Consider the following 20,398-nt stretch of genomic DNA (forward strand, 5'->3'; position numbering starts at 1 on the left):
ATAGCAGGGGTCCAGGGGTTTCTCCTGGCCAGCTCCGCCGGGAGTCGCTTTTCGTGACGTACCGGCGATAGCTGGCTGTGGAGGAAACCACCGCTCATGTTAGAAAGCGTTTGCTTCCGTTCTAAAAAATTCGGATTTGTTTGAAAGTGTTTGAATTCGTTCGAAAGCGTCTGAAATTGTTCGCTTTTGTTCGAATTCGTTCGAAAAACACGCTGACTTTAGCGGCCACCTAGTGATAGTGGTACCAGCACACGTTTACCCTGGGTGTCATAAATGTAGTGCTTGCCGATCTGGACTTCGCCTTTTCGGGGCTTCGGCGCTAATTGCAGGTACAGCATCTTCTCGTATTCGATGATTTTTCCCTGCTCCATGATTTGCCTGTAAGCCGGTGCATTTTGGTACTCATCCAAAATTCTTTGACGCTCGACATACTGTTGCCCGTGGCGTATCAAAATATAGAACAAGACTGATATGACAATGCCGACAATTGAATAGGGGCCGCTAACACCTAAGCCATAGAACAGCGCTTGGCTCCGGTCCTGAAATTGCAAGAACCGTTTGCGGCCTTTCAGTTCTAATGCGGCGCGGTCGATTGCTGCAATGGATTTTTGAACCCTGTTTTCCAGATTTTGAAAATGCTCCTGGGTTTCGGTCAAGAACATGGCTGACCAGTCATCAATCTCATGACCATACTTGGCCGCGTACTTGCCCCTGGTCTGGGTGAGACGATTTGGCTCGGCGTTATTCATGGCTGAAATTTTCTTTAAGTTCCTTTTTCAGTCTGAGTCTGGCGCCCGGTGGGTAATCTTTCAGCGCATAACCATTGCGAATACCATCCAGTATCTGCCCACCTAAAAGCGATGCTGGCTCAAAGTCGCCAAAGCGTCTGAGGTCAAGTCCAAGCGCGGAACAATTATCTTCCAGTTCTCTGGACAAGCCTGGGAATTGGTTAAAGCCAAAAAGGTTTTGCCAGATCACGATGTCAAACTTTGAACCTAATGCTGCTCTCATTTTTTCCAAAAACTGTATACTGGCAAGGTACGCCCCGCCTCCACCGGTGATGATATGGAATGTAGCCTTGATGCCAAGCTCGTCACACCATTCCTTTAAATCGATATCGCGTGTGATCAAAGCGGGTAACTGTTCGCTTTCCGGCGCTCCGAAATCCATAAACACTTTGTCGAAGGGACTATCTACCAGGCTTTCCACATAGCCAATGAATAGATCACGCATTAACCTTTCGCGGTTGTCAAGCAGAGAGAAAGCTTCAAACCGGTCATGTCCCAGAAAACCCAGCTGTCGGGATGAGGTTTTTGTTGAGCTGTCAAGGTCAACAAAAAGGGAAAAGCTGTCTGTTTCGGAAAGAGCCCTCAGGTAGGTGTGCAGGCTTTTGCCTACACCACCTTTGGCTTGCACGATGAAGTGAAATTCTTTTTTCATTGTTTGTTTGAATGTTTTGATTTGAACTTAAATTGGTCTTCTAGTTTGATTTCATCCGGATCGGTGACCTTGAAAGCGCTGGGTTGATTGCTTTCAGCGTCTGACGGTTGATCCGGTTTTGGTTTGGGCTTTTCCACGGGCCTGAGCGTCCTCACGGGTTTCTTGTCCTTGAAGTAAAACCGGCAATAGCGAACATCCTCCGCCGTGATCAGCCCCGGCCTGCCCAATTTGGCATTGATCAGGTCGGCGATCCTGGCACGCGTTAGCCCAGCGAGGATATCCTCGTGGAAAAGCTTATACAGGTTTTCTCTTCGTTTTCGGTCCTTCTGCTCAAAGAGCTCGATCAACAGCTTCTCATCGATCGGCATCGGGCTCGACAGCTATTCCGATCAAGACTATACGACTTCCGAGTTGCGGGTGAAAGGAAGGAACGTAGCTCAGGTAGCCATAGCTAACCAGCTCCCGCAAACACTTGTGGTAAGTTGCTCCGGATTTAATCCTGGAAAAGCCCATCAACTTCCTGCGGCTTGCGTGAAACGGGAGTTGCCTGATCCCTTTGCAGTAGTAGAGAAGCGCAGTATAAAGGCTGATGTGATAAGAGCTCAGCCGATCATCGGATTTGACGGCTTCAAGTATCGCCATATCCATGGCAGCGCTTGCATCGTTGGACCCTTTCATCACTTGGGGCCGTTTGGGTTGAGCATAGCAGCGATGTCTCGCTGACTGTAAAAGAAGCATCCACCGATCTTGGTAAACCGAAGGTGTCCCAGAATGCGAAGGTTCTGTAAGGTGCCCGGTGAAATGCTCAGCATCTTTCTGACCTGGGCGCTTCGGAGCCAGGTGCCCTCGGAGGGCTTCTCATGGGAGAGGATTGATTTTAGCTCTGCAATGATTTCATTTTTCAGGTTTTGCAGATCCTCCCTGGTGATCATCTCTACATTCATTGTTCTGCAAGTTTATTGTGAAACATCCCGGCATCAAGACCGCCGGCTGCTTGCAAATGTGAATGGAGAAGAGCTGATTTCAATGACCAAACTTAGCAGCTGGTCATCACGAACCCGGCTCTGGACTGGTCAGGATGATTTTAAAGACCTTCAAATTTTTAGGTACGTCGATGGCTTTGCTCGTATTCTCTTTCTGGACGGGAAAGTAGTTGCGGGCTGTTTCAATGGGGATTGGCTTGCGATCATGCGTGAAGTATTTACTTACAAGCTTATACCAAGCGCTCTGTCCCTGAAAGTTGAAAAGCCTTCGCTCATCAGGGAGTACAAGATCTTGTAATTGATGAATTAGATGAACGAAAGTTGGAAGGTGTTTGTCACGGATATCGATTTTAGTGCTTGGTTCGTGATGCCGAAGGGCTTCGAGTTGGCCTTCAAGCTCTGTGATTTGGTTTCTAAGATCAACAATTTCCTTATTGTTTTGTGCAATGACCGCTTCCAGGGCTTGCGAGGAGTTCCATTGGTCGACTGAGTGGAGCAACGTTTGGAATGCCGTGAGTTGCTGGATTTGCCCTTTCGCGCGAAGCGCCTTGCGGGAGAACGGGTCTGTGAGTTTTAGCTGCGCGATCCGTGTTGAGACGATATCGGAGACATAGCGGTGAAAGTCCTGCTCATTACCTGAAAATTTGTCTAGAATAGGCAAGATGGAAATTGTAAAAGTCGGGAAACTCGCATTCACCCAACTTGTAAAGTTTTAAAAAGAAATGATTGTCGTGAAAAGCGCTGGGGATGACTGGCGTGCCGATCTCGAATTGATGCGGTTTGAAATTCCACGGATCACGGATTTTAAAATAGGAGTGCAGCATGGTCTTTTAACCATAAGTTACATATCGCTATGAAAAAATGCAAGTGGGATTAGCCGTAAGGCTATCGGTCAGGATGCATGGCCGTTTATCATCTGTCCTATTGAACAGATTGTGAAGGTACCAGTTTGACTATACGGTCGTTAAAGTGAAATTTTATAATCTGCCAAAATATGCCTATCTGTTGCTCTGAGGTATACTTCAGTTCAGTAATAGAGGAATGGAACACCTTATTCTGTACTTTGTCCTTGCCGCCAAGCCTACTGATTTAAGCAGGCAATTCCCCATCGCGGAAATCTCATAAGCACAAAAAGGAGGTTAACAAAGAGGCACCCGATTGGGTGCCTCTTTGTGTTGGTCAGTGTTCATTCAAAAAGCGTCGCACCTTCTTTTCCCAAGTATCGTCCTGAGTGTGGTACAACCGTTTTATCATTAATCTGTCACGAAGTACCTCCTGTTTGTCTTTCATTAGGTTATCCTCGTAATTATCTTCCTCGAAAAAATATGTTGCCTGATTTCTTTTCATGGATTCGGCAGCTACGATTTTTTTATCCGGAAAATGAAATGCGAAATACCCATTGAGTCCGCCTGTGGATCTGCGAACTACCGGGTTGAATTCCCGCAAAACTTTTGCTCGGTCAATAAGCGGTTTGCGATCTGGTTCACTCAGGTGCTTTTCTGCATATTCCACGAAGCGATCAAAGTTTCGTGGATCTGATAGAGTACCGCTCGGTAATATGTCGTGGTCGAATGCTTCTTCTGCTCTGATGAAATATTCCAGATTTGGCCGCAAGACCTCGTAAGCTCCGAAGACCTCCAAAAACAGATTGATCACGTGCGTGTTCTTTTTACTGTTTTTGAAATCATCATCAAAGGTCAGTAAATCTGAGACAATGAACTCTGCCCCGGCATCATCAGTCATAAAGTGAAATCCCAGGCGTAAGCTATGCACCAGTTCTTTCTTGTATATATGGTAAGTTCTATCGAACTCCACATTACGTCCGGTTTTTTTGATCCTATACTTGATGTGCCTTAAAACATCTTCTTTCTCCTCGGGCTGCTTCCGCACGTACATACCTTTTGTATTGGTTCTCGTTTTTGGGCCAGCCGCAATAGGTATTTGAACTCTACCGTTGATGAAATCACCACTGATCCCGAATTTGTTCAGGTGTGGTGATTTGGTTGCCTGCTCGAAAGAAACTCCTATTCGGAAAGACTCTCCGAATGTTACTAGTTCTGAAAGGATCGTTTCAGATTTCAAAATTCTTGTTTTTCCCTGCTTCATTTCTGTGGGTCGTTTAAGTAAGTAAAACGGCCGCTCTTTTGGAGCGGCCGCACACACTAATGCTTCGTGGCATCAACCAATGTGTAAGTTGATCCTGGCTTATCAGTCGGAGGCAGGATTTTGCCTGCTACGGCTGTAATTTCAGGACCCTTACCGCCGCGAGGGCCGATTTGTTGATACTGCCCACTTGTCGGAGTGGACTGGCCGGGTTTTAAACCACTGGTTGGCTGTTTTGCCATGGTCGTAATTGTTAATGTGAAACAAAACTTGAATACATAGTGTCGGAATGCAGCAGGGATTGACATTTCGGAAAATGTTGTAGTTTTGCTCACATTACTCGGGATTTACAGATTCGAGGGGAGATGATCCCTCACACGTCCGCCACAGACTTGTTTATTGTAACCCAAGAAGCGGTGCCCGACGGTGCCGCTTTTTTTATGATTTCTTTAGCGCCTTAGATTTCATAAAAGATTTTGAACTACTTCCAAAATCTCTACGTCAAATATAATCAAAAGATTCCATTTATAGGGGGCTAATTCGCGCTCAGAGCTGCGATCGTAGCATCTTGCCGCCCGAACCATTATGACTATTCCGTGCGCGCCGCCATGGCCGTTTAAACGCGAAGTTTTGGAGGTAACTATTGGTCTCAAGTGTCAAAAAAATAACCAAAAAGTTTGGAAATGTTAAAAACAGTCATTTATTACATAATTGCAGCTCCATGAAGCTTATTAGATCTATAAATGTGTCTATACGTCAAAAAATTGTCACTTAATTTCAACAATTGTACATTTCCAAGATTGGGTAATTTGAAATTTTTTTGAAATTTTTTTGTGAGCCGAAAACGCCGCAGTAGCTATAAGTTACATAAACTTAATTTTGGCGTATAATTAATTGAATAAATACAAAATTTAGGCAAATTGGTACTTATTCTATCGAAGTGTAGATTAAATTCGATATTGCTGGGATCGTATGGTTTTTTAAAACAGGCGTTACGAATTGGGTAATGAATTGTGATTTAGCAAGATGCGCTATGGTAAATCCCAAATAGATATTTGTAACAGTCACATAAATAGATGGTTATGATTTGCACAGGCTGTTATGTTGAAGTGCTATTTGCGGTAATAAGGTGAGCTAGTGTTTTAATTCCGGTTTCAATCTTCCCATTCCACAGTGGGCAGATCTGGTTCCGGAGGAGTATGGTGCTTTCGCCTGGTAGGCCCTGCTCGACACGCTCGAGTAAGGACTGTGTTTATTCTCGTTGTCCACATACATACGTCGCTTGCATGTTGACAATGTTTCCTGTTATAGATTTTCTCTATACAATTTTCCTTTGAATTAAATCGGTCGTTTTTCTGAACTCCCCAGTCACTTCCCAAACCGATCACATTTGTACCGAAATGAGCTCAATAACGGTACAGATTAGTGGTACATGAAATCAATTTACTGTGTATTGTGACCATAGTGGTTTAAACGTAATTTAAGATGATTTTTGGCTACGTGCGGGTTTCGAAGAATGAACAGAATCAGGGTCTACAATTTGATGCTCTTCGAAAGGCAGGCTGTGAGAAGATTTTTCACGAAGGTGTCGGGCGCGTCGAAGTGTAAGTATCCCTAACCCAGTCCTGGAACATCAGCTCTGGACGGCAGCCGTCGCTGTCAAATTCATTCCAGTGAAACTCAAAGCAGTCTTCCAGGAAGTCTTTCAGGTCGGAATAATCCGTCAGGTCAAACCATTTACCAAAAAGCGATCCATTGTTGTACTGTCCATAAGTTCCGACATAGATTCTTGGAGCATTTTCGAGATTTCTCATGATGAAAGGCATTTAAGTAGCTTGGCCCCGGCTTTGTGCTCAGGGCAATCGCTGCCTCTCACTCGAAGAAAAATGACGGGGCTCGTCCCCTTGGTTGCAAGCCCATCCGGCGGTTTAAGGTGCGGTTGGCTGACGCGGGATCAGCTAAAAAGCCGGATGACGAAGTGCAGGCTTGGAATCGTCATTTTTTGCTTTGTAACTTTCGCTTGCACTGATCGCAGCATTTTGAGCCAAGCAAGATATCGCATCAGTTTTGATAATAAACTACAAGTACTCTCGCAAAACACTTGTAGTAAATGCAGACATCAATAACAGAACGATATGCCATAAGACTGTCCCTACTTGATAATAATTGCTTATCTCCAAACAGAAAAAAATGTCATAGCCCAGTCACAACTTTTAACAGAGACCTAGCAAAGTCGGGACTTAAATAGAGTGCTACCGAAGACAGTATCGAAAAAGCAACAATCGCAGCGATATAAGTCCACCTTCCTGCGTTTGTAAGCTTGGTCACTACATCATCACTGATTTCATCTGCCTGCAGCGCTACTCCATTTTTGAGCGTTACACTATACTTTAGATTTTTGATCATGGTCGTTTTCATTCTTGCTAGTTTTAATTTTATGTAGTTAGTCTAGAGTTTCGAAATGAGATGGTTGCGATACCAATCATTGAACGAAGGTAGAGCAGCAAGGAGAAGCATGAAAGGACAAAAAAAGCGCCACTTTTTTAAGCCAATTCTCAAAAAAATACAACAAAATAGCGAATTTTGAGAAATTTTTCTTGATTTTTCGCAGGACAAAATGCTCATAATCGCGACAATTTGCGCATTTTTTCTTTGAAAAATATGAGCAGTCATTAGGATAATACATAGTAAAGAACAGGCAACACTATGAATATCAATCAATTAACCAATGAACGCAGAAACTCATCGGTTAGAACTAAACGTTCGCCAGCCGCTTCATACTAAGTCAGCACTAAAACTGATGTGTATCGAGTTAAGTCAATCTTAAAGCTCAAAGAATTGAGTTTCTGACGTCGATCCAAATTTTGGAATGTGTCAGGCACCTGAAAGAAACAGGCCTTTTATAAACTTACATTGAATGCATTTTAACCGTATTAGACACCCATGGCCATCCACGTCGTCATTACTCGCAGAGTCCTCCCCGGAAAAGAAGAAGAGCTCAAAGATGCGCTTCGGCGTTTTCTTGGCTATTCATTTTTGCATGGTGGTGTGCACGGCGCGGCAATGATGACTGCTTTGCCTGGCAGCGAAAGCCGGGAAATTGGCATATTAAGGACTTTCGCCGATCAAGCTGAGCAGTGACACCGGAAACTCTACTTCAAAACGTCTGAATACCTGGTAGGACGTCAAACCTGCATGATAGACATTGGGAGTCTTACAACTAACAAAGTCATTTCAGGAATCAGCCTACCACACTCTGACCTAAAAAGCCCATCCAGATCAGTTAAGATAAACAGCTACTCGAACGGTACGGAATACTGCAGAAGTCTAACAAATCTGTTAGAGACAATTTGTAGCGTCCCTGGCCTAACGCCTCGATGTTTCTCTATTGCTGACAAAATCGATATATTCGGTACTCTAAAAGAACAATGATGAAAAAAATTGAAGCAATAAGAAACAAGGTTTTCTCCTATCTGTACGAACGATATGAGGCTACTAAAATGAGCAGAATGCCTCTCCTCTTTGTGCTTGACCGTAGTATAAATTTTTTACAAGCCGGCGGCATTTACGCTTCAGTAGAAAACAAAGAGATTTTAACAGTTCTTTTCTATGGAGAGTGGAAAGGGTCTGAGATTACTTATTTAACGATCGATGAAGATGGGAATACTTTTCTTACAGGCATTTTTGACGGAGATCGTGGAAGCGACCCAAACATTGAGAAGACAGGCCAAGCATTGACCAGCTTCTATGAAAATGTCCTACAAAAGGACAAGACGCTTGAACTCAAAGATGGCCTTATCAAATATGGAGAGGTACTATATACCTACCAGTTCCATGGGAAAAATTTATTTCAGCAGCACATCGAGTATTTCCTAGAGAAAATCAAACCTCAAATTGACACAATAGTCCACGAGCTGAGATCAACATCTCCATTCTACTTCTTTAATGAAGCGCGATTCAACGAATATTTAAGAAGTGAGCCCTGCCATTTTAGTGCTTCGGTTACCAAGACAAAATCAAACATCCGATTAAAAGACCTAATAGTTCAAAATTTTCGAGGAATTAAACAACTCTCTATTAACAACCTACCGGGAAATGCACGCTGGATTGTATTGACAGGAGTTAACGGCTATGGAAAAACATCGGTGCTGCAGGCCATTGCCGCAGGATTATGTGGAAGTGTAGATGAAAACGGTCGCCAATTGATTCCAGAATCAGCCTACGTCGGAGTTGCCTATCTCGATAATGGACAAGTTTTTGAAATTAATTCACGTCTACCTTCTATTGAATTTTCCGGCCACACATTAAATTCCTATGTAGCGACATACGGCTCTTCTCGTCTGCAAGTTTCAGCCTCTACAAGTAATGATGACGTCACTCAACAACTACCTGCTACCTACAGTATATTTAATGATGACGCGGTGTTGCTAAATATCGAGCAACTATTAAAAGATAATTACAAGCGCAATCGGAATTTCTTTGATCAAATAGTTTCTCTTTTTAAAAAACTGATCCCATCGTTATCGGCCATAGAGATAATTCCAGTAGGCAATCTACTGCAAGTGTTTTATTTTGAAAAGGATAGCAAAAACGTGGCTTCAGAAACTGGTCTTCGTTTAAAGGATATTGCAACTGGTTTTAAAAATATCCTAGCCATGATCGGAGATTTAGTATATCGACTTTCTATCCGGCAAAGAGTTACTAGTCTCACTGACCTAGAAGGAATCGTAATAATAGATGAAATTGAGCTACATCTCCACCCAATTTATCAAAAGTTGCTTCCGGAAGTTCTCTCCACTCAGTTTCCAAAAATTCAGTTCATTATCTCAACTCACAGTCCGATTCCACTTCTAGGTATTCCAAAGGATATTGTTACGCTGTTAATGCACGTGTCGCAAACAAGCATAGACGGTGTGGTGTTGGAGCTGTTAGATATCGATTTCTCAGTATTAACTCCCAATGCTATCCTTACATCTCCCATATTTGGTTTTCAAAATTTAATTCCGGATAGTAAACCCGATGATCGATTAATTCAGACGGAGGATGATTTCGTTGAAATTCAGAAACAGGATCAAATAAATGACAGCATTAAGAAGTTCCTAACGCCAGAAAATCAGCAAAAGCTATTGGATATGATCAAAGATTAGTATGCGCTACGTTAAAAAAGATCTTAAGAAGCTTCCGCGTATTCTTACTGATGCCAAAACTGTCAAAAATTTAAAAGAGATTATAGAGTCTTCCAACGCGGAATTGATCAAGACAAATTTATATCAAGATACCTACACAAAGAATGGCAAGAAACACTCGCGGGTTAGGGACGAATTAAACCTATACTACTACTCAAAATGTGCTTATTGCGAAAGATTATGCAAGGCCGAAATTGAACACTACCGCCCAAAAACCAAATGTACGTCAGGTAACGGGACGCCGGAAGAACCAGGGTACCATTGGTTATGCTATGAATGGAGTAACCTCCTTCCATCCTGCCATGAATGTAATACCTCAGGTGGAAAAGGCATACAGTTCCCTATATTAGGGAAACGCCTCACACCAATTAGCTTATCCGCGGATGGAAGTATTCCTGAGCAAGGATTCTCTGCCGTTGAGAAACCCTTCTTAGCTGAGCAAGCTTATCTGCTACATCCAGAAATCGATGATCCTTCCAAGTTCCTAGGAGCAAAAATAGACGACAAATTAAAAGGTATTAATTTAATTGGGACTGATGGGAAAAATATGCGAGGTGAACGAACAATAAATATTTGCAACTTAAATCGATCTGATTTACAAATCGCCAGATTAAAATTAGTCAAAGGATTCGCTAAGTCTATTATTGGAGTATTTGAAATGCTTAAAAACGGAATTATACAAAATGAAAACTTACAACAAGTCTTAAACATTCAATTTAGTCAATTTAAAGAAGATGCAAATGATATCGAGGCAGAATATACCTTTGTTTCAAGCTTCATCCTTAGTGATGTAGATAATTTCAGAACAATTGTATTACCATTATTGGTCGCTGAAATAAGGCCTATTGTTTTAAAAGCATTTACGAATTATAAGCACTAATTCTCTAGCTCGTCATCTGCGGCCAGTGTTAGAAAATCTTCATGAAGATTTAAAACCCTCAAAACATTGAAGTATGCTCCAACAGAAACGCTCGGCGCTTTTTTCGATGTGATACATTGTGGTACGGTCGATCCCGGCCCGCTCAGATACTTGAATTGTCGTAAGTTTCCGCCGCTTGCGAGCCAGTTTGATATTTTCGCCCAGCTGCTCAAATATTTCGGCAAGATGATTTATCTCCGTGGTTTCATATGTTGTTTATTCCAAACAAAAACTCCAACAATGTTGAAAATATGCAACATTTATTCAGTTGTTCTACTATCGTAAATGATTTATCGGCCGCGACCTCAGCATGGCTACCCAACTGCCATTTTTGCCATATCCTTCCAGATATAATGCGGAGCTGGCTCTTGCAATGCCCAATTAATACTCATCGGCTTCGCGCCATAATGATCGATGTAATCCGCCAATCCCAGGAAGACATACGCAATCGTATTATTGAATTCGTCATTGTTCTTTTCCCTGACGAATAGAAGAATAGATTTTCCTGTCTGCTTCTGACTGATGTAGGACAACCCCTTGCCGGTCTCAGGTCGGGCGGTGTTTTGAGATTGCCAATGAAATATCTTCTCACTAACGGCATAGTCGTTGTACAATGTTGTCGGAGAGTAATTGGCTTCGGTCTTTTCAAGCGTTATGAGCAGCAGCTCGGCATTCTTCGCTTCCAGGTTTACAACACCTTCGCGATTACTTGACTTTTTCTCGAATGTACTTTCACCGAAAGCGGCCAAGATCTGTTCTCTCGAATACCGGCTATGTACTTTGAGTGGCTGGACGAAAGGCAGATCAACGTCCATTTCGATGTGCGCAATCCTGTCGATAACCAGTTCGAGCAGCTCGATGATTTCACTAACTAGCTCTTCATTTCTTCCAATTCTTGCAATACTTACCGCGAGGTTATCCGCTCCCCCTGGACTTTGCCAGAAATCGTAATGCAGCATGGTAAGCATCAATTTTTCATGATCGGGCAATGCATTTACTTTTACTTCAAAATTTCGCCTTGCCAATCTCAAAATGAAAGATAGATAGCTGAATGAGTTACAGCAGAGCCACTTTTTCAGTATCGTGCGCATAGTCTCCTCGTCGTTTATTGGCGATAGATCGTCCAGCTGCTTCGCCAACTGGCAGAGTCGGCTCCAAGTCCCTCGCCTGTAAATCGCTTGTAGTGGAATGTTATGGAACGTAATAAAATTTTTGAGCGATAACGGCAGGTTGGTTTGATGCCGGAAATTGGCGATTTTTGTAACAAGCTGATTTCTATTGAGCTGCGTCGCCGACCGTATATTTTTCAGAATAACATCCTTCGCCTTCTTTTCCAGCACAATGGAGCATCCCAGCGGCAGATGTGGAAAATCCCGTTCGAGCTCTTCCAACGTCGAGCTATTGGTCTTGCCTATCAATGCTCGGAATTTCCCCTCAAAGTCATATTCCGGCCGGGCGTTGCCTACAAAGTCAAGAACGGTCAGGCACTCTTTCCCTTCTGACAATCGCAAGCCCCTACCCAATTGTTGGAGAAATACAGTCAAACTTTCAGTAGGCCGCAAAAACAAAACCGTATCTATTTCCGGAATATCAACACCTTCGTTGAAGATGTCGACCACGAAGAGATAATTTATCTCCTTTTTTTGTAGCCTCAACTTGATGGTGGATCTCAACTCTTCCCTGTCGCCTCCGCTAGTCAAGTAATCTGCTTTTAATCCAGCTAGCAAGAATTTTTGCGCCATGTATTCCGCATGTTCGCGAGTAACACAAAATCCAAGAGCTCTAACATCTTCAAAGTCGGTGAGATACTTTTTGCAATGGTTAATTATTTCCCCCGCCCGAAGGTCGTTGCGAGTATAAATCTTCGTTAGCTCGCTTGGGAGATACCGCCCATTCTGCCAGGTGGCATTGGATAAATCAGCACTGTCGCTAATCCCAAAATATTGAAAAGGACAAAGCAGTTTCCTGTTCATTGCCTCTGGCAACCTGATTTCAGCGGCTATTGTATCGCAGAAATCCGCCAGGATATCAGCGCCATCGGTGCGCTCAGGCGTCGCAGTCAGGCCAAGGAGCACCTTCGGCTTAAACTTCTCTAAAATTGGGCGGTAGCTACTTGCTGTGATATGGTGCACTTCATCAACAATGATGAAGTCATAATAGCTTTCCGAAAGCGGAAGGTCCTGAATCCGGTTCGCCAGTGTCATCACGGACGCAAATACGACATCGTACATATCTGGCTCGATGCCATCTACCCAAAGATCCCCAAAGTTGTTGTCGCGTAGAATGCCTGCAAAGGTTGCTCTTGCCTGCACAAGGATCTCTTTTCTGTGCGCGACAAAAAGCAGCCTTGCGTTAGGATGGCTTCTAAGGAAGTTCTTGAAATCAAATGCCGAGACTACCGTTTTACCCGTACCGGTCGCAGCCACAATCAAGTTTCTGGTCCTGTTATGAATTTGCCGCTCCGCTAAAAGCTTTTCCAAAATTTCCTCCTGGAACGGCAACGGCTTAATATCAAAGAAAGAAGTCCCTACGACCTGTCCTCTACTCCTTTCTCTACCTAAGGCTAATTTCAGTTTCTCGGAATGCTCGCCAGGTTTGAAGTGCTGAAACTCTCCGTCTTGCCAGTAGGTTTCGAAAGTCTTTCCGAATTTGTCTATGATATGACCAACCTCCTGAGTTGTCACTTTCAAGTTCCATTCCAAACCGCTGGTAAGGGCGCTCCTCGAAATGTTCGATGAGCCGATATAGCCAGTATGAAAGCCTGTATTTCGAAAGAAGAGATAAGACTTTGCATGCAACCGCTCGTTCTCCGTGTTGTAGGATACCTTCACTTCGCTATTGGGCAGGCCAGCTAAAAACTCCACCGCTTTCAAATCCGTAGCGCCCATGTACGAAGTCGTGATGATTTTAAGGGAACTACCCCGGCGCGTGAATTCTTCCAGTTCCGTCTGAAAGATTCGGATGCCCGACCATTTAATGAAGGAAACCAGAAAGTATATCTTATCAGAAGACAGGATTTCCTTTTTTAGCTCGCTTTCAAGCGAAAGCCCGACATTGGAGCCTGTGAACAACTCGCTTTGTACTAAACCGGTAAATGGAGTTATTTCCTTGATATGCTTCTCAAAGTCAGAAAATGGCGCATCCATCTTCGTGAATACCGCATTCAGAATTTTACCATTTACTGAAACCAGATCCTCGTCAAAGTCGGCATGGTCCAGCTCCGTTCGAAGTACCCTGATGATCTTGTTTGACAATTCAATTTGATGTTCAATACCGTCATCTCCTGTAATTAAGCTCAAAGCGTAGTTCAAAAGACGACTAACATGCTGACTAAGGACGCGAGCGACCTCATTCTTGTCCACAGGGGTCTCCTTTACATAGAATTGCTGTTTATCGAGGGAGCTTATCTTTGAGGCTATGAGCTTGGTGATCAAATTCTCGTAAAGGCCTTGCTGCATAGGTAGGGTTTGGAAATAGTATTCGGATAAAATTGCAAAATAGTGTCGCAAATCAAACCAACCGCTCCTCTAAATCGTCCTTCCAAATGACAAACCCCTTGCGATCATCTGAATAGTCATGTAGAATTCTGCTGAAATGAGTAGGGGTTGACTTCAAAAACTCCTGCCGGCCGTCATTGCGGATTTTGTTAAGGTCATTCTCCACCGCTTGAAGAGCATTTTTTAGTTCCGCAACACTTTTGGGAACATGCCAAATGTAGGTCGCTTCTTCAGTATCAAGGGTTTCCATAACGATGTGGTATTGGTGTTCACCGCCCAGTAAGAAAACAAAGGCAAAGGGGCTCATTACAAAACGGATTTTGAGAATGCGTCCGTCGTGCTGTTTGGAAAGATATCTTAGCTGCCGTTGATGTTTGTAGTTACCTTTTGCAAGCGCATCAACAAGCAGCTCCTCGGCTGACTGGTACAGCAACTGACCATCCTGACCGTTACTAATCTCCTGATTCAGTTCCGTTTGACTTTTTATGAAGCGATTTCCTTTGAAGATCATTTTGTCGGAGAAGCGAAACCGTACAGCTTCCACCACTTCACGGTTGAACTTGTTTATATCTTCGGATTCGGCAGATTGCGCAACCACTACTCCTTTCTCGACTATGATGTGTATATCAATTTCGACCGTCTTAGATTTTAAATATCGTTCGAAGTAAGGCTTCAAAACATCAAACTCAGGTCGGATGTTTAGATTTTCAATGTCGAAGGTCAGGGTTTGTTGCAATTCCTGCGGCTGAAAAGTGAATTGGATGCCACCAAAAAGAAATTCGAGGGATTGAATTGGTACTCTGATGGTTCTCTGAATGCTGACTTCTTGCGGAGTTGATATTTCTGGCGCTGAATCTTCCGGCAGATCAAACAATGTTCTTTGTTTTGCCAGCCTACGATAATAAATGTTTCTTTTAAGGAACATCCTATTGAGATATCCGACATTGATGTCCCGGTAGTCATAAATGGTAGGAGTGGTCTCAGATCGTTGAACCCTGCCCATGTACTGAATTAATTTGCCTTCAAAAGAAAACGGATAGACCAGAAACAAACAGTGCGCATTGTCCAGATCTGTTCCTTCACCAAAATACTGACCTGTTGTGATTAATATCTGATAGTTTTTCGCTTTCAACTGTTTCCATTTGCTAGCTCGGTCGCTTTCGGTGTCATCTCCACTTAGTGTTAGTGCTTCAAACGTCTGTTTTAGATACTGGTATAGAGAATCAATGTGCTCCTTTCTTTCGGTAAGAATCACTACCCTTTTACCCTTCCCCACCTCTGTGCTTACATCAGCTAAAATCGTCCTGTTTCGCACCGAATCATGCACTAGCATTTTTGACAACGTTTCGAATCGGTCTGTTTTCTCGTTGAAGGGAACGTCCAGACTTGTGTTTCTGATAATGATCTCAGGACGTTTCGCATGACCGATATCTTCGGACTTTATCTCAGCTATGACTTCGCCCAAATGGACGAATATTAATTTCCCATCACTATACTTCCGAAAAGGAGTGGCGGTCAAACCGTAGCAATAGTAAGGATGGAATTTACTCAGCGTATCATGAAAAGTCTCAGCTGACACATGGTGGCACTCGTCAACGATTATCAAGCCAAAGGCTTGGAAAATATCCGGCGAATCAGATTTCGATAAGCTCTGAATCGTGGCAATTGTGATTTTCTGCTCAACAGTTACCTTTCCACCCACAATCTTTCCAATTTCTTTTTTGGGAATGCCAAGAAATGCCTCTATTCTTTCGGCCCATTGCTCGGCAAGCTGTTTCCGATGGACGATAATAAGGGTCGGCTGATGCTTATCTGCCACTATTTTTAATGCAATCACCGTCTTTCCTGACCCGGGCGGAGCTACAATAACACCAATATCCTTTCTATCTGACGCATTTACAGCAGGTAACTGATACTCTCGCAAAGCGGCATTAAAGGTAAATGCTATGCTTGCGTGCCGCTTCCGCTTGTCTGTGAAGCGATAGCTAATTCCATTATCTCGGCAAAAACGAATTAGCTTTCCGGCAAAACCTCGTGGAAGCGATAGTAGGTTCTTCGATTGTTCAATGAGGTTAAAAAAGCGTTTAGTCTGATAGGTATTTCTCCCGCTGTTCTTTTTGACAATAAATGCCGTGTTGAAGATATTCAGCTCCTCTTTCAGGAAATTGCTTACCGCCAGGGAGATATGATTTGCATTTAGAATTAGCTTGTTAGCGAGTACGATTTCCAAATCTTCATGCAACGGAACATTTTTATCCTCGTCCTCTGACAATTTTGAGAAAATGCTGTCTAAGATTTTTGTTGAGGTACGTTCAATACCTTTCAAAAACTGCCACTGATCTTGAAAGGGAGTATGGGTTATAAGGTCAATAAAACAGCTGTTCCCAGCGACTAGCGTGGATTTGTACAATGGAAGTGCTATTAAATTCCCCAATCCTTTCCCCGTCAATCTATCCTGGTTTGGGAACAGACGATCAAAACTCGAGTTTTTATCAAAACTTGAAAAAGCGCCGGACTGCGTTAGCAACGATGTAATTACGCTACGGCTTTTATGAGCAGGATATGGCTGGTCGAAGAAAATCCATACATGGCCGCCATTTCCTGAACGCGATCGTTCCAGATAAGCTGGAATGGACAGTTCCCGACAGACTTTTATAAACTCGACACTTTCACTAATCCAGTCCTTTTCATCAAAATCCGCTAAGATAAACCAAGAGGTATTATCTTCAAGTAAAGGGTAAAGACCGACTAGCTGCTCTCCGTTAAGGTGTTTGCTATACTGTTCATCGCTGAGCGCCAGGTAGGATTTGTCGGGATAATTCTGGAACGTGCCGCCATTTCTTTTATGAGCCATGAAACGGTAAGGGTCAAAGCTGTACACAGGCATGTAGCCGCTTTTTCCGTCCTTTTCCCAACGCGTAGCAAAAACGTCGCTGCGCCCTTTGAAGAGTGATTTAAATAATTCAAGTTGCTTATGATAGGGATTAATCATGATTTCGACAACTTGGTTCGCTTCAAACTTTCGGCACAAAATTGACTTTACTGCCGAAAGTTTGATTGTTATTTTTGGTTCAACAAGTAAATCTGATACCAATAGAAAAAGGCTTCTGGATTACCCTTTCTTAGTTTATTAAGCTTTGAGTTGAAATTTTGATCAATTACCCAGTCTTTCACTTCCGCCGCGGTTTGATACTTTTCAAGCTTATCATGCTTCAAGCGAAGAACAGTAGCGAGATAAGCTGTCTTCGAGGCATCCACGATTGCTCGGTCAATATGATAATTTTCGGAAAATATGAATCTTTTGACTTGAGTAATACCAAGGCTGAGGGCTTTAAAATCACCATTCCCCTCTACACCTCGGCTACATATGTGCAGAGCAGTTCCATAGACATCTTCCAGCACCCCATTGATGTCAGTTTCACATTTACGATAACCAATCTCCGTCGTAGCAAAAATACCAAACGTTTGACCGATGATTCCTGTATCTTCCACCACATCCAGCAGGCTACCTATATCAAACAGTTGTTTCATGATCTCCATAGCCCTCGAATCGCCGTTCTTCTCATACGGGATGCCGGTAGTGTTTGGCGCAAATGCCGTTAGCTTGTCGCCCAGTATGTCTTCATGGCTTGGTATTTTAACCAATACCGGTTCGCCGTCTTGTTGAACGAAGCTGGACTCTATCGGCCAGTCAAGTAATTTTGTATAGTGGGGCTCCTCAAAGAGTACGTCCAGCAACACATAATCTTCCGCGAGATTCGACTTGTGGACTGGCTCGTAAAAGAATTTGTAATGCGCCTTCTCGATATCCGTGTTTGCTTTTCTTTCTTGTAACTCAAAGCGAGTGAAACCCTGTTCGACTAAAAAGGAGTTGAGGAATTCATCAAGATCCTGCTTCTTACTAACAATGATATCTATATCTATGGATAGGCGCTTAGTACTATTCATCAGCAGCATTAGCGCCGTTCCTCCTTTGAAAACAAATTTGAGATCTGTCCTAGCGAGTCCTTCAAGTAACAATAGGGCACGAATGACTTTTTCAACCAAGATTTTATCTGCTTTGTTATTCTTGCCAGACACAGTTGCCAGCCATTCGGGCGTAAGGCTATTTTTAGATATCATTGACCTCGTTCGTTGAACTGACCTTCTAGTATATACTGGTGGATTTCTTCTCTCCTGCCTTTACGAGCTGCATATCGTAATAGCTTGTTCTCGTTAATGGTATACTTAAAATATGCATTACTGAACACCTCACGCCGCTCACTGCCTACTACATAGTAAAATTCTATATCGCAAAATATGTCGACCAACATTTTTTCAATCGTTACAACCGGAATGTCTTCGTGCTTTGAAATAGGACTCTCGCTGGTCAAATTCCTTACAACCAGAGGCAATCGAAAGTCGGGTAAAACATCATTCAGAAGGGATTCTGATGGTCGGAGAAAGGTTCCACTAAATTCCTCCTTCAATTTGTAATAGACCGATTCTATGACGTCCCGCTCTACATCCACTAAAATGAATTGATAGCTACTGAGGTGCTGGGCAAACTCGTTTAGTAACCCCGAATCCCAGACGCAATAAGAGATCAAGGGGAACTGCTTTTTTAAAAATCTGCTAATTTTAGACACTCGTGGAGAAATCTGCGGGATATAGGTTTTCGCAGTATCAAACTGATATAGGCCGCGGCCGGCTCTACTAAGGATGCCTGCTTCTACCATCTCATGCAACCGCCATCTGATGGTCGCATCCGGTATACCAGGCTCTCTAATTTTAAAATAGTGGCGCAGCGCATCCAGAGAAAGCTCTGATTGCTTTCCAAAGAATGAGTTAAGCTCTGATAAGACTCCCGCGCTTTTAGCCATGTGAACGATTTAGATATCAAACTTACGGCAATAAAAGTACATTATTGCCAAAAGTTTGAATTTTATTTATCAGCTTTTGCTCCTAGTAAATTTAAAAATTCCGTACCTTTACCCCAGCAACCTCGCAGTTACCACCGCCAAAAACCACAGGCATTTTCCAAACTTTGAACACCTAAAAACCACCCGAAAACTCACCCAAAATCAGCGAAAATCCACCATCAAACACCTCAAATTTCGCTAAAAGAATTATACATAACAAATATACTGTTGTACTATATGTATAAAAAATAGTGAGTCATTCGTGTAGTTCACTTCAAATAAAGGAGACAAAACACTGACTAAGAGCCGATTAAAGGCAAAGTTCGAGACCCGTCTCCCTCCCTTGAAGTCAATTCAAAGTCAAACAAAATGCCTGTAAATCAATGATTTGCGGGCATTTTTGTTTTTCAGACTATGTCAAAAAATGCAAAAATTCCCATGTTTTCAGTGAGTCTTTCGTGTAGTTCACTCACTTTGAGAAAAAGACTCATTGGAAATGGCATAACAAATTGATAGCAAGATGTTCACGCCGTAAACATCTTGATTGGCAAGCGTGGTAATTCGATATTTAACCACTTTTAAACGCTTGTGTTATGTTGGAGAGAACATTCGGCCTGCTTTTCTATTTAAAGCCTGCCAAAAATCAGAAGGGAACAATCGCTACGTGGCAACAGCAAAGGCGATTGGCGCTTTTTTTATTCGATTGCCTCTGAATGGACAGGCACCGTATTACGGATATGACAAGGATCATCCCTTGCCGCTGTATTTATTTAACCCGGCAGGAAACATGATCGTCAGCAATACGAATATGAGCAGGAAATTGAACTCAACACCATTGCGCCCGCCGCCGACTACAAACCAGCCTTCTTTGAAATGTACCATTATTATACCCGCAAGCAGGATTAATATGGTAACACCGCTTGCCCACCTGACATATTTTTGGAACAGCAGGCAAATTGCGCACAATACATGAGATAGTTTTATGGCCCAGGCAATGGGCACACCGACCGGTGCGAATCCAACCTGATTCAGATAAAGGTTTCCAAAATCGTTGATGCCGTGATCAAACATTCCGGGTACGCTATGCGCCAGCAGGATCACTATGACCGCAAACCGTAATAAGAATGTGCTGTTGATGAAATGCATGAGCTAGCTTGGTTATAAAGCGATTTTTTTGAGGGTCAATTTATGTAAATCTGCCTGGAAGTGCTCCAATAACTTACGAGTGACGGAGTGTAAGTTACAGGATCCCTCGCATCGATAAAACCAAAAAGGCGATTTATGAGACGAGTAGACGCGTATATACACCAGCGGAATAAAATTTATGGCCAGGATATGCATTGTTTATCGGGGGAGTGCTGGCAGTTGT

General features: G+C 43.0%; 17 protein-coding genes. 3 read left to right on the forward strand and 14 right to left on the reverse strand.

The genetic code is table 11. The features are described from left to right. Nucleotides 1-218: 218 nt before the first annotated feature. The 9 genes from ACTJJJ_RS11245 to ACTJJJ_RS11285 all read right to left on the reverse strand — a co-directional run bounded on the left by ACTJJJ_RS11245 (nt 219) and on the right by ACTJJJ_RS11285 (nt 6,944). Entirely contained in the window at nt 219-749 is a 531-nt protein-coding gene (locus ACTJJJ_RS11245; protein WP_440701837.1) for a hypothetical protein, read from the reverse strand. Continuing rightward, nucleotides 742-1,440: a hypothetical protein gene (locus tag ACTJJJ_RS11250; RefSeq protein WP_440701838.1), complete on the reverse strand. Its 699-nt coding sequence runs from the start codon at nt 1,438-1,440 to the stop codon at nt 742-744. Before ACTJJJ_RS11250 ends, ACTJJJ_RS11245 begins: the two co-directional genes overlap by 8 nt. Next, nucleotides 1,437-1,808, reverse strand: a complete 372-nt coding sequence (locus tag ACTJJJ_RS11255; RefSeq protein WP_440701839.1) for a hypothetical protein — start codon at nt 1,806-1,808, stop codon at nt 1,437-1,439. Before ACTJJJ_RS11255 ends, ACTJJJ_RS11250 begins: the two co-directional genes overlap by 4 nt. Further along, the gene (locus ACTJJJ_RS11260) at nt 1,795-2,118 is read right to left on the reverse strand and encodes a hypothetical protein (RefSeq protein ID WP_440701840.1); all 324 of its coding nucleotides are present in this window, start codon (nt 2,116-2,118) and stop codon (nt 1,795-1,797) included. Before ACTJJJ_RS11260 ends, ACTJJJ_RS11255 begins: the two co-directional genes overlap by 14 nt. Next, nucleotides 2,118-2,384, reverse strand: coding sequence for a helix-turn-helix domain-containing protein (locus ACTJJJ_RS11265; RefSeq protein WP_440701841.1), 267 nt, complete (start codon nt 2,382-2,384; stop codon nt 2,118-2,120). The genes ACTJJJ_RS11260 and ACTJJJ_RS11265 overlap by 1 nt, the downstream gene beginning before the upstream one ends. 106 nt (nt 2,385-2,490) lie before the next feature. After that, nucleotides 2,491-3,120 (reverse strand): hypothetical protein, encoded by a 630-nt coding sequence (locus ACTJJJ_RS11270; protein WP_440701842.1) that lies wholly within the window; start codon nt 3,118-3,120, stop codon nt 2,491-2,493. 482 nt (nt 3,121-3,602) lie between these two features. Next, complete coding sequence (locus tag ACTJJJ_RS11275) at nt 3,603-4,529, reverse strand: hypothetical protein (RefSeq protein WP_440701843.1); 927 nt, start codon at nt 4,527-4,529, stop codon at nt 3,603-3,605. 1,574 nt (nt 4,530-6,103) lie between these two features. Next, the gene (locus ACTJJJ_RS11280) at nt 6,104-6,340 is read right to left on the reverse strand and encodes an antirestriction protein ArdA (protein WP_440701844.1); all 237 of its coding nucleotides are present in this window, start codon (nt 6,338-6,340) and stop codon (nt 6,104-6,106) included. A gap of 379 nt (nt 6,341-6,719) precedes the next feature. Continuing rightward, nucleotides 6,720-6,944, reverse strand: a complete 225-nt coding sequence (locus ACTJJJ_RS11285; RefSeq protein WP_440701845.1) for a hypothetical protein — start codon at nt 6,942-6,944, stop codon at nt 6,720-6,722. A gap of 525 nt (nt 6,945-7,469) precedes the next feature. Here ACTJJJ_RS11285 and ACTJJJ_RS11290 point away from each other — a divergent pair. The 3 genes from ACTJJJ_RS11290 to ACTJJJ_RS11300 all read left to right on the forward strand — a co-directional run bounded on the left by ACTJJJ_RS11290 (nt 7,470) and on the right by ACTJJJ_RS11300 (nt 10,592). Next, nucleotides 7,470-7,667 (forward strand): hypothetical protein, encoded by a 198-nt coding sequence (locus tag ACTJJJ_RS11290; protein ID WP_440701846.1) that lies wholly within the window; start codon nt 7,470-7,472, stop codon nt 7,665-7,667. Between the two features lie 287 nt (nt 7,668-7,954). Then, nucleotides 7,955-9,673: an AAA family ATPase gene (locus ACTJJJ_RS11295; RefSeq protein WP_440701847.1), complete on the forward strand. Its 1,719-nt coding sequence runs from the start codon at nt 7,955-7,957 to the stop codon at nt 9,671-9,673. A gap of 1 nt (nt 9,674) precedes the next feature. Continuing rightward, nucleotides 9,675-10,592, forward strand: coding sequence for a hypothetical protein (locus ACTJJJ_RS11300; protein ID WP_440701848.1), 918 nt, complete (start codon nt 9,675-9,677; stop codon nt 10,590-10,592). Nucleotides 10,593-10,945: 353 nt separating this feature from the next. On the opposite strand, the gene ACTJJJ_RS11305 is transcribed toward ACTJJJ_RS11300, so the two are convergent. The 5 genes from ACTJJJ_RS11305 to ACTJJJ_RS11325 form a co-directional block, all read right to left on the reverse strand. Then, a complete protein-coding gene (locus ACTJJJ_RS11305; RefSeq protein WP_440701849.1) occupies nt 10,946-14,089 on the reverse strand; it encodes a DUF3427 domain-containing protein in 3,144 nt (1,047 codons plus the stop codon). A 52-nt stretch (nt 14,090-14,141) separates the two neighbouring features. Continuing rightward, nucleotides 14,142-17,120: a TOTE conflict system archaeo-eukaryotic primase domain-containing protein gene (locus ACTJJJ_RS11310; protein ID WP_440701850.1), complete on the reverse strand. Its 2,979-nt coding sequence runs from the start codon at nt 17,118-17,120 to the stop codon at nt 14,142-14,144. Between the two features lie 68 nt (nt 17,121-17,188). Then, entirely contained in the window at nt 17,189-18,250 is a 1,062-nt protein-coding gene (locus ACTJJJ_RS11315) for a nucleotidyl transferase AbiEii/AbiGii toxin family protein (RefSeq protein WP_440701851.1), read from the reverse strand. Continuing rightward, nucleotides 18,247-18,990, reverse strand: coding sequence for a DUF6577 family protein (locus ACTJJJ_RS11320; protein WP_440701852.1), 744 nt, complete (start codon nt 18,988-18,990; stop codon nt 18,247-18,249). Before ACTJJJ_RS11320 ends, ACTJJJ_RS11315 begins: the two co-directional genes overlap by 4 nt. Nucleotides 18,991-19,776: 786 nt before the next feature. Further along, complete coding sequence (locus ACTJJJ_RS11325; protein WP_440701853.1) at nt 19,777-20,175, reverse strand: DoxX family protein; 399 nt, start codon at nt 20,173-20,175, stop codon at nt 19,777-19,779. Nucleotides 20,176-20,398 lie beyond the last annotated feature (223 nt).

It is taken from the genome of Dyadobacter sp. 22481, assembly GCF_052044875.1.
Classification (GTDB): domain Bacteria; phylum Bacteroidota; class Bacteroidia; order Cytophagales; family Spirosomataceae; genus Dyadobacter; species Dyadobacter endophyticus.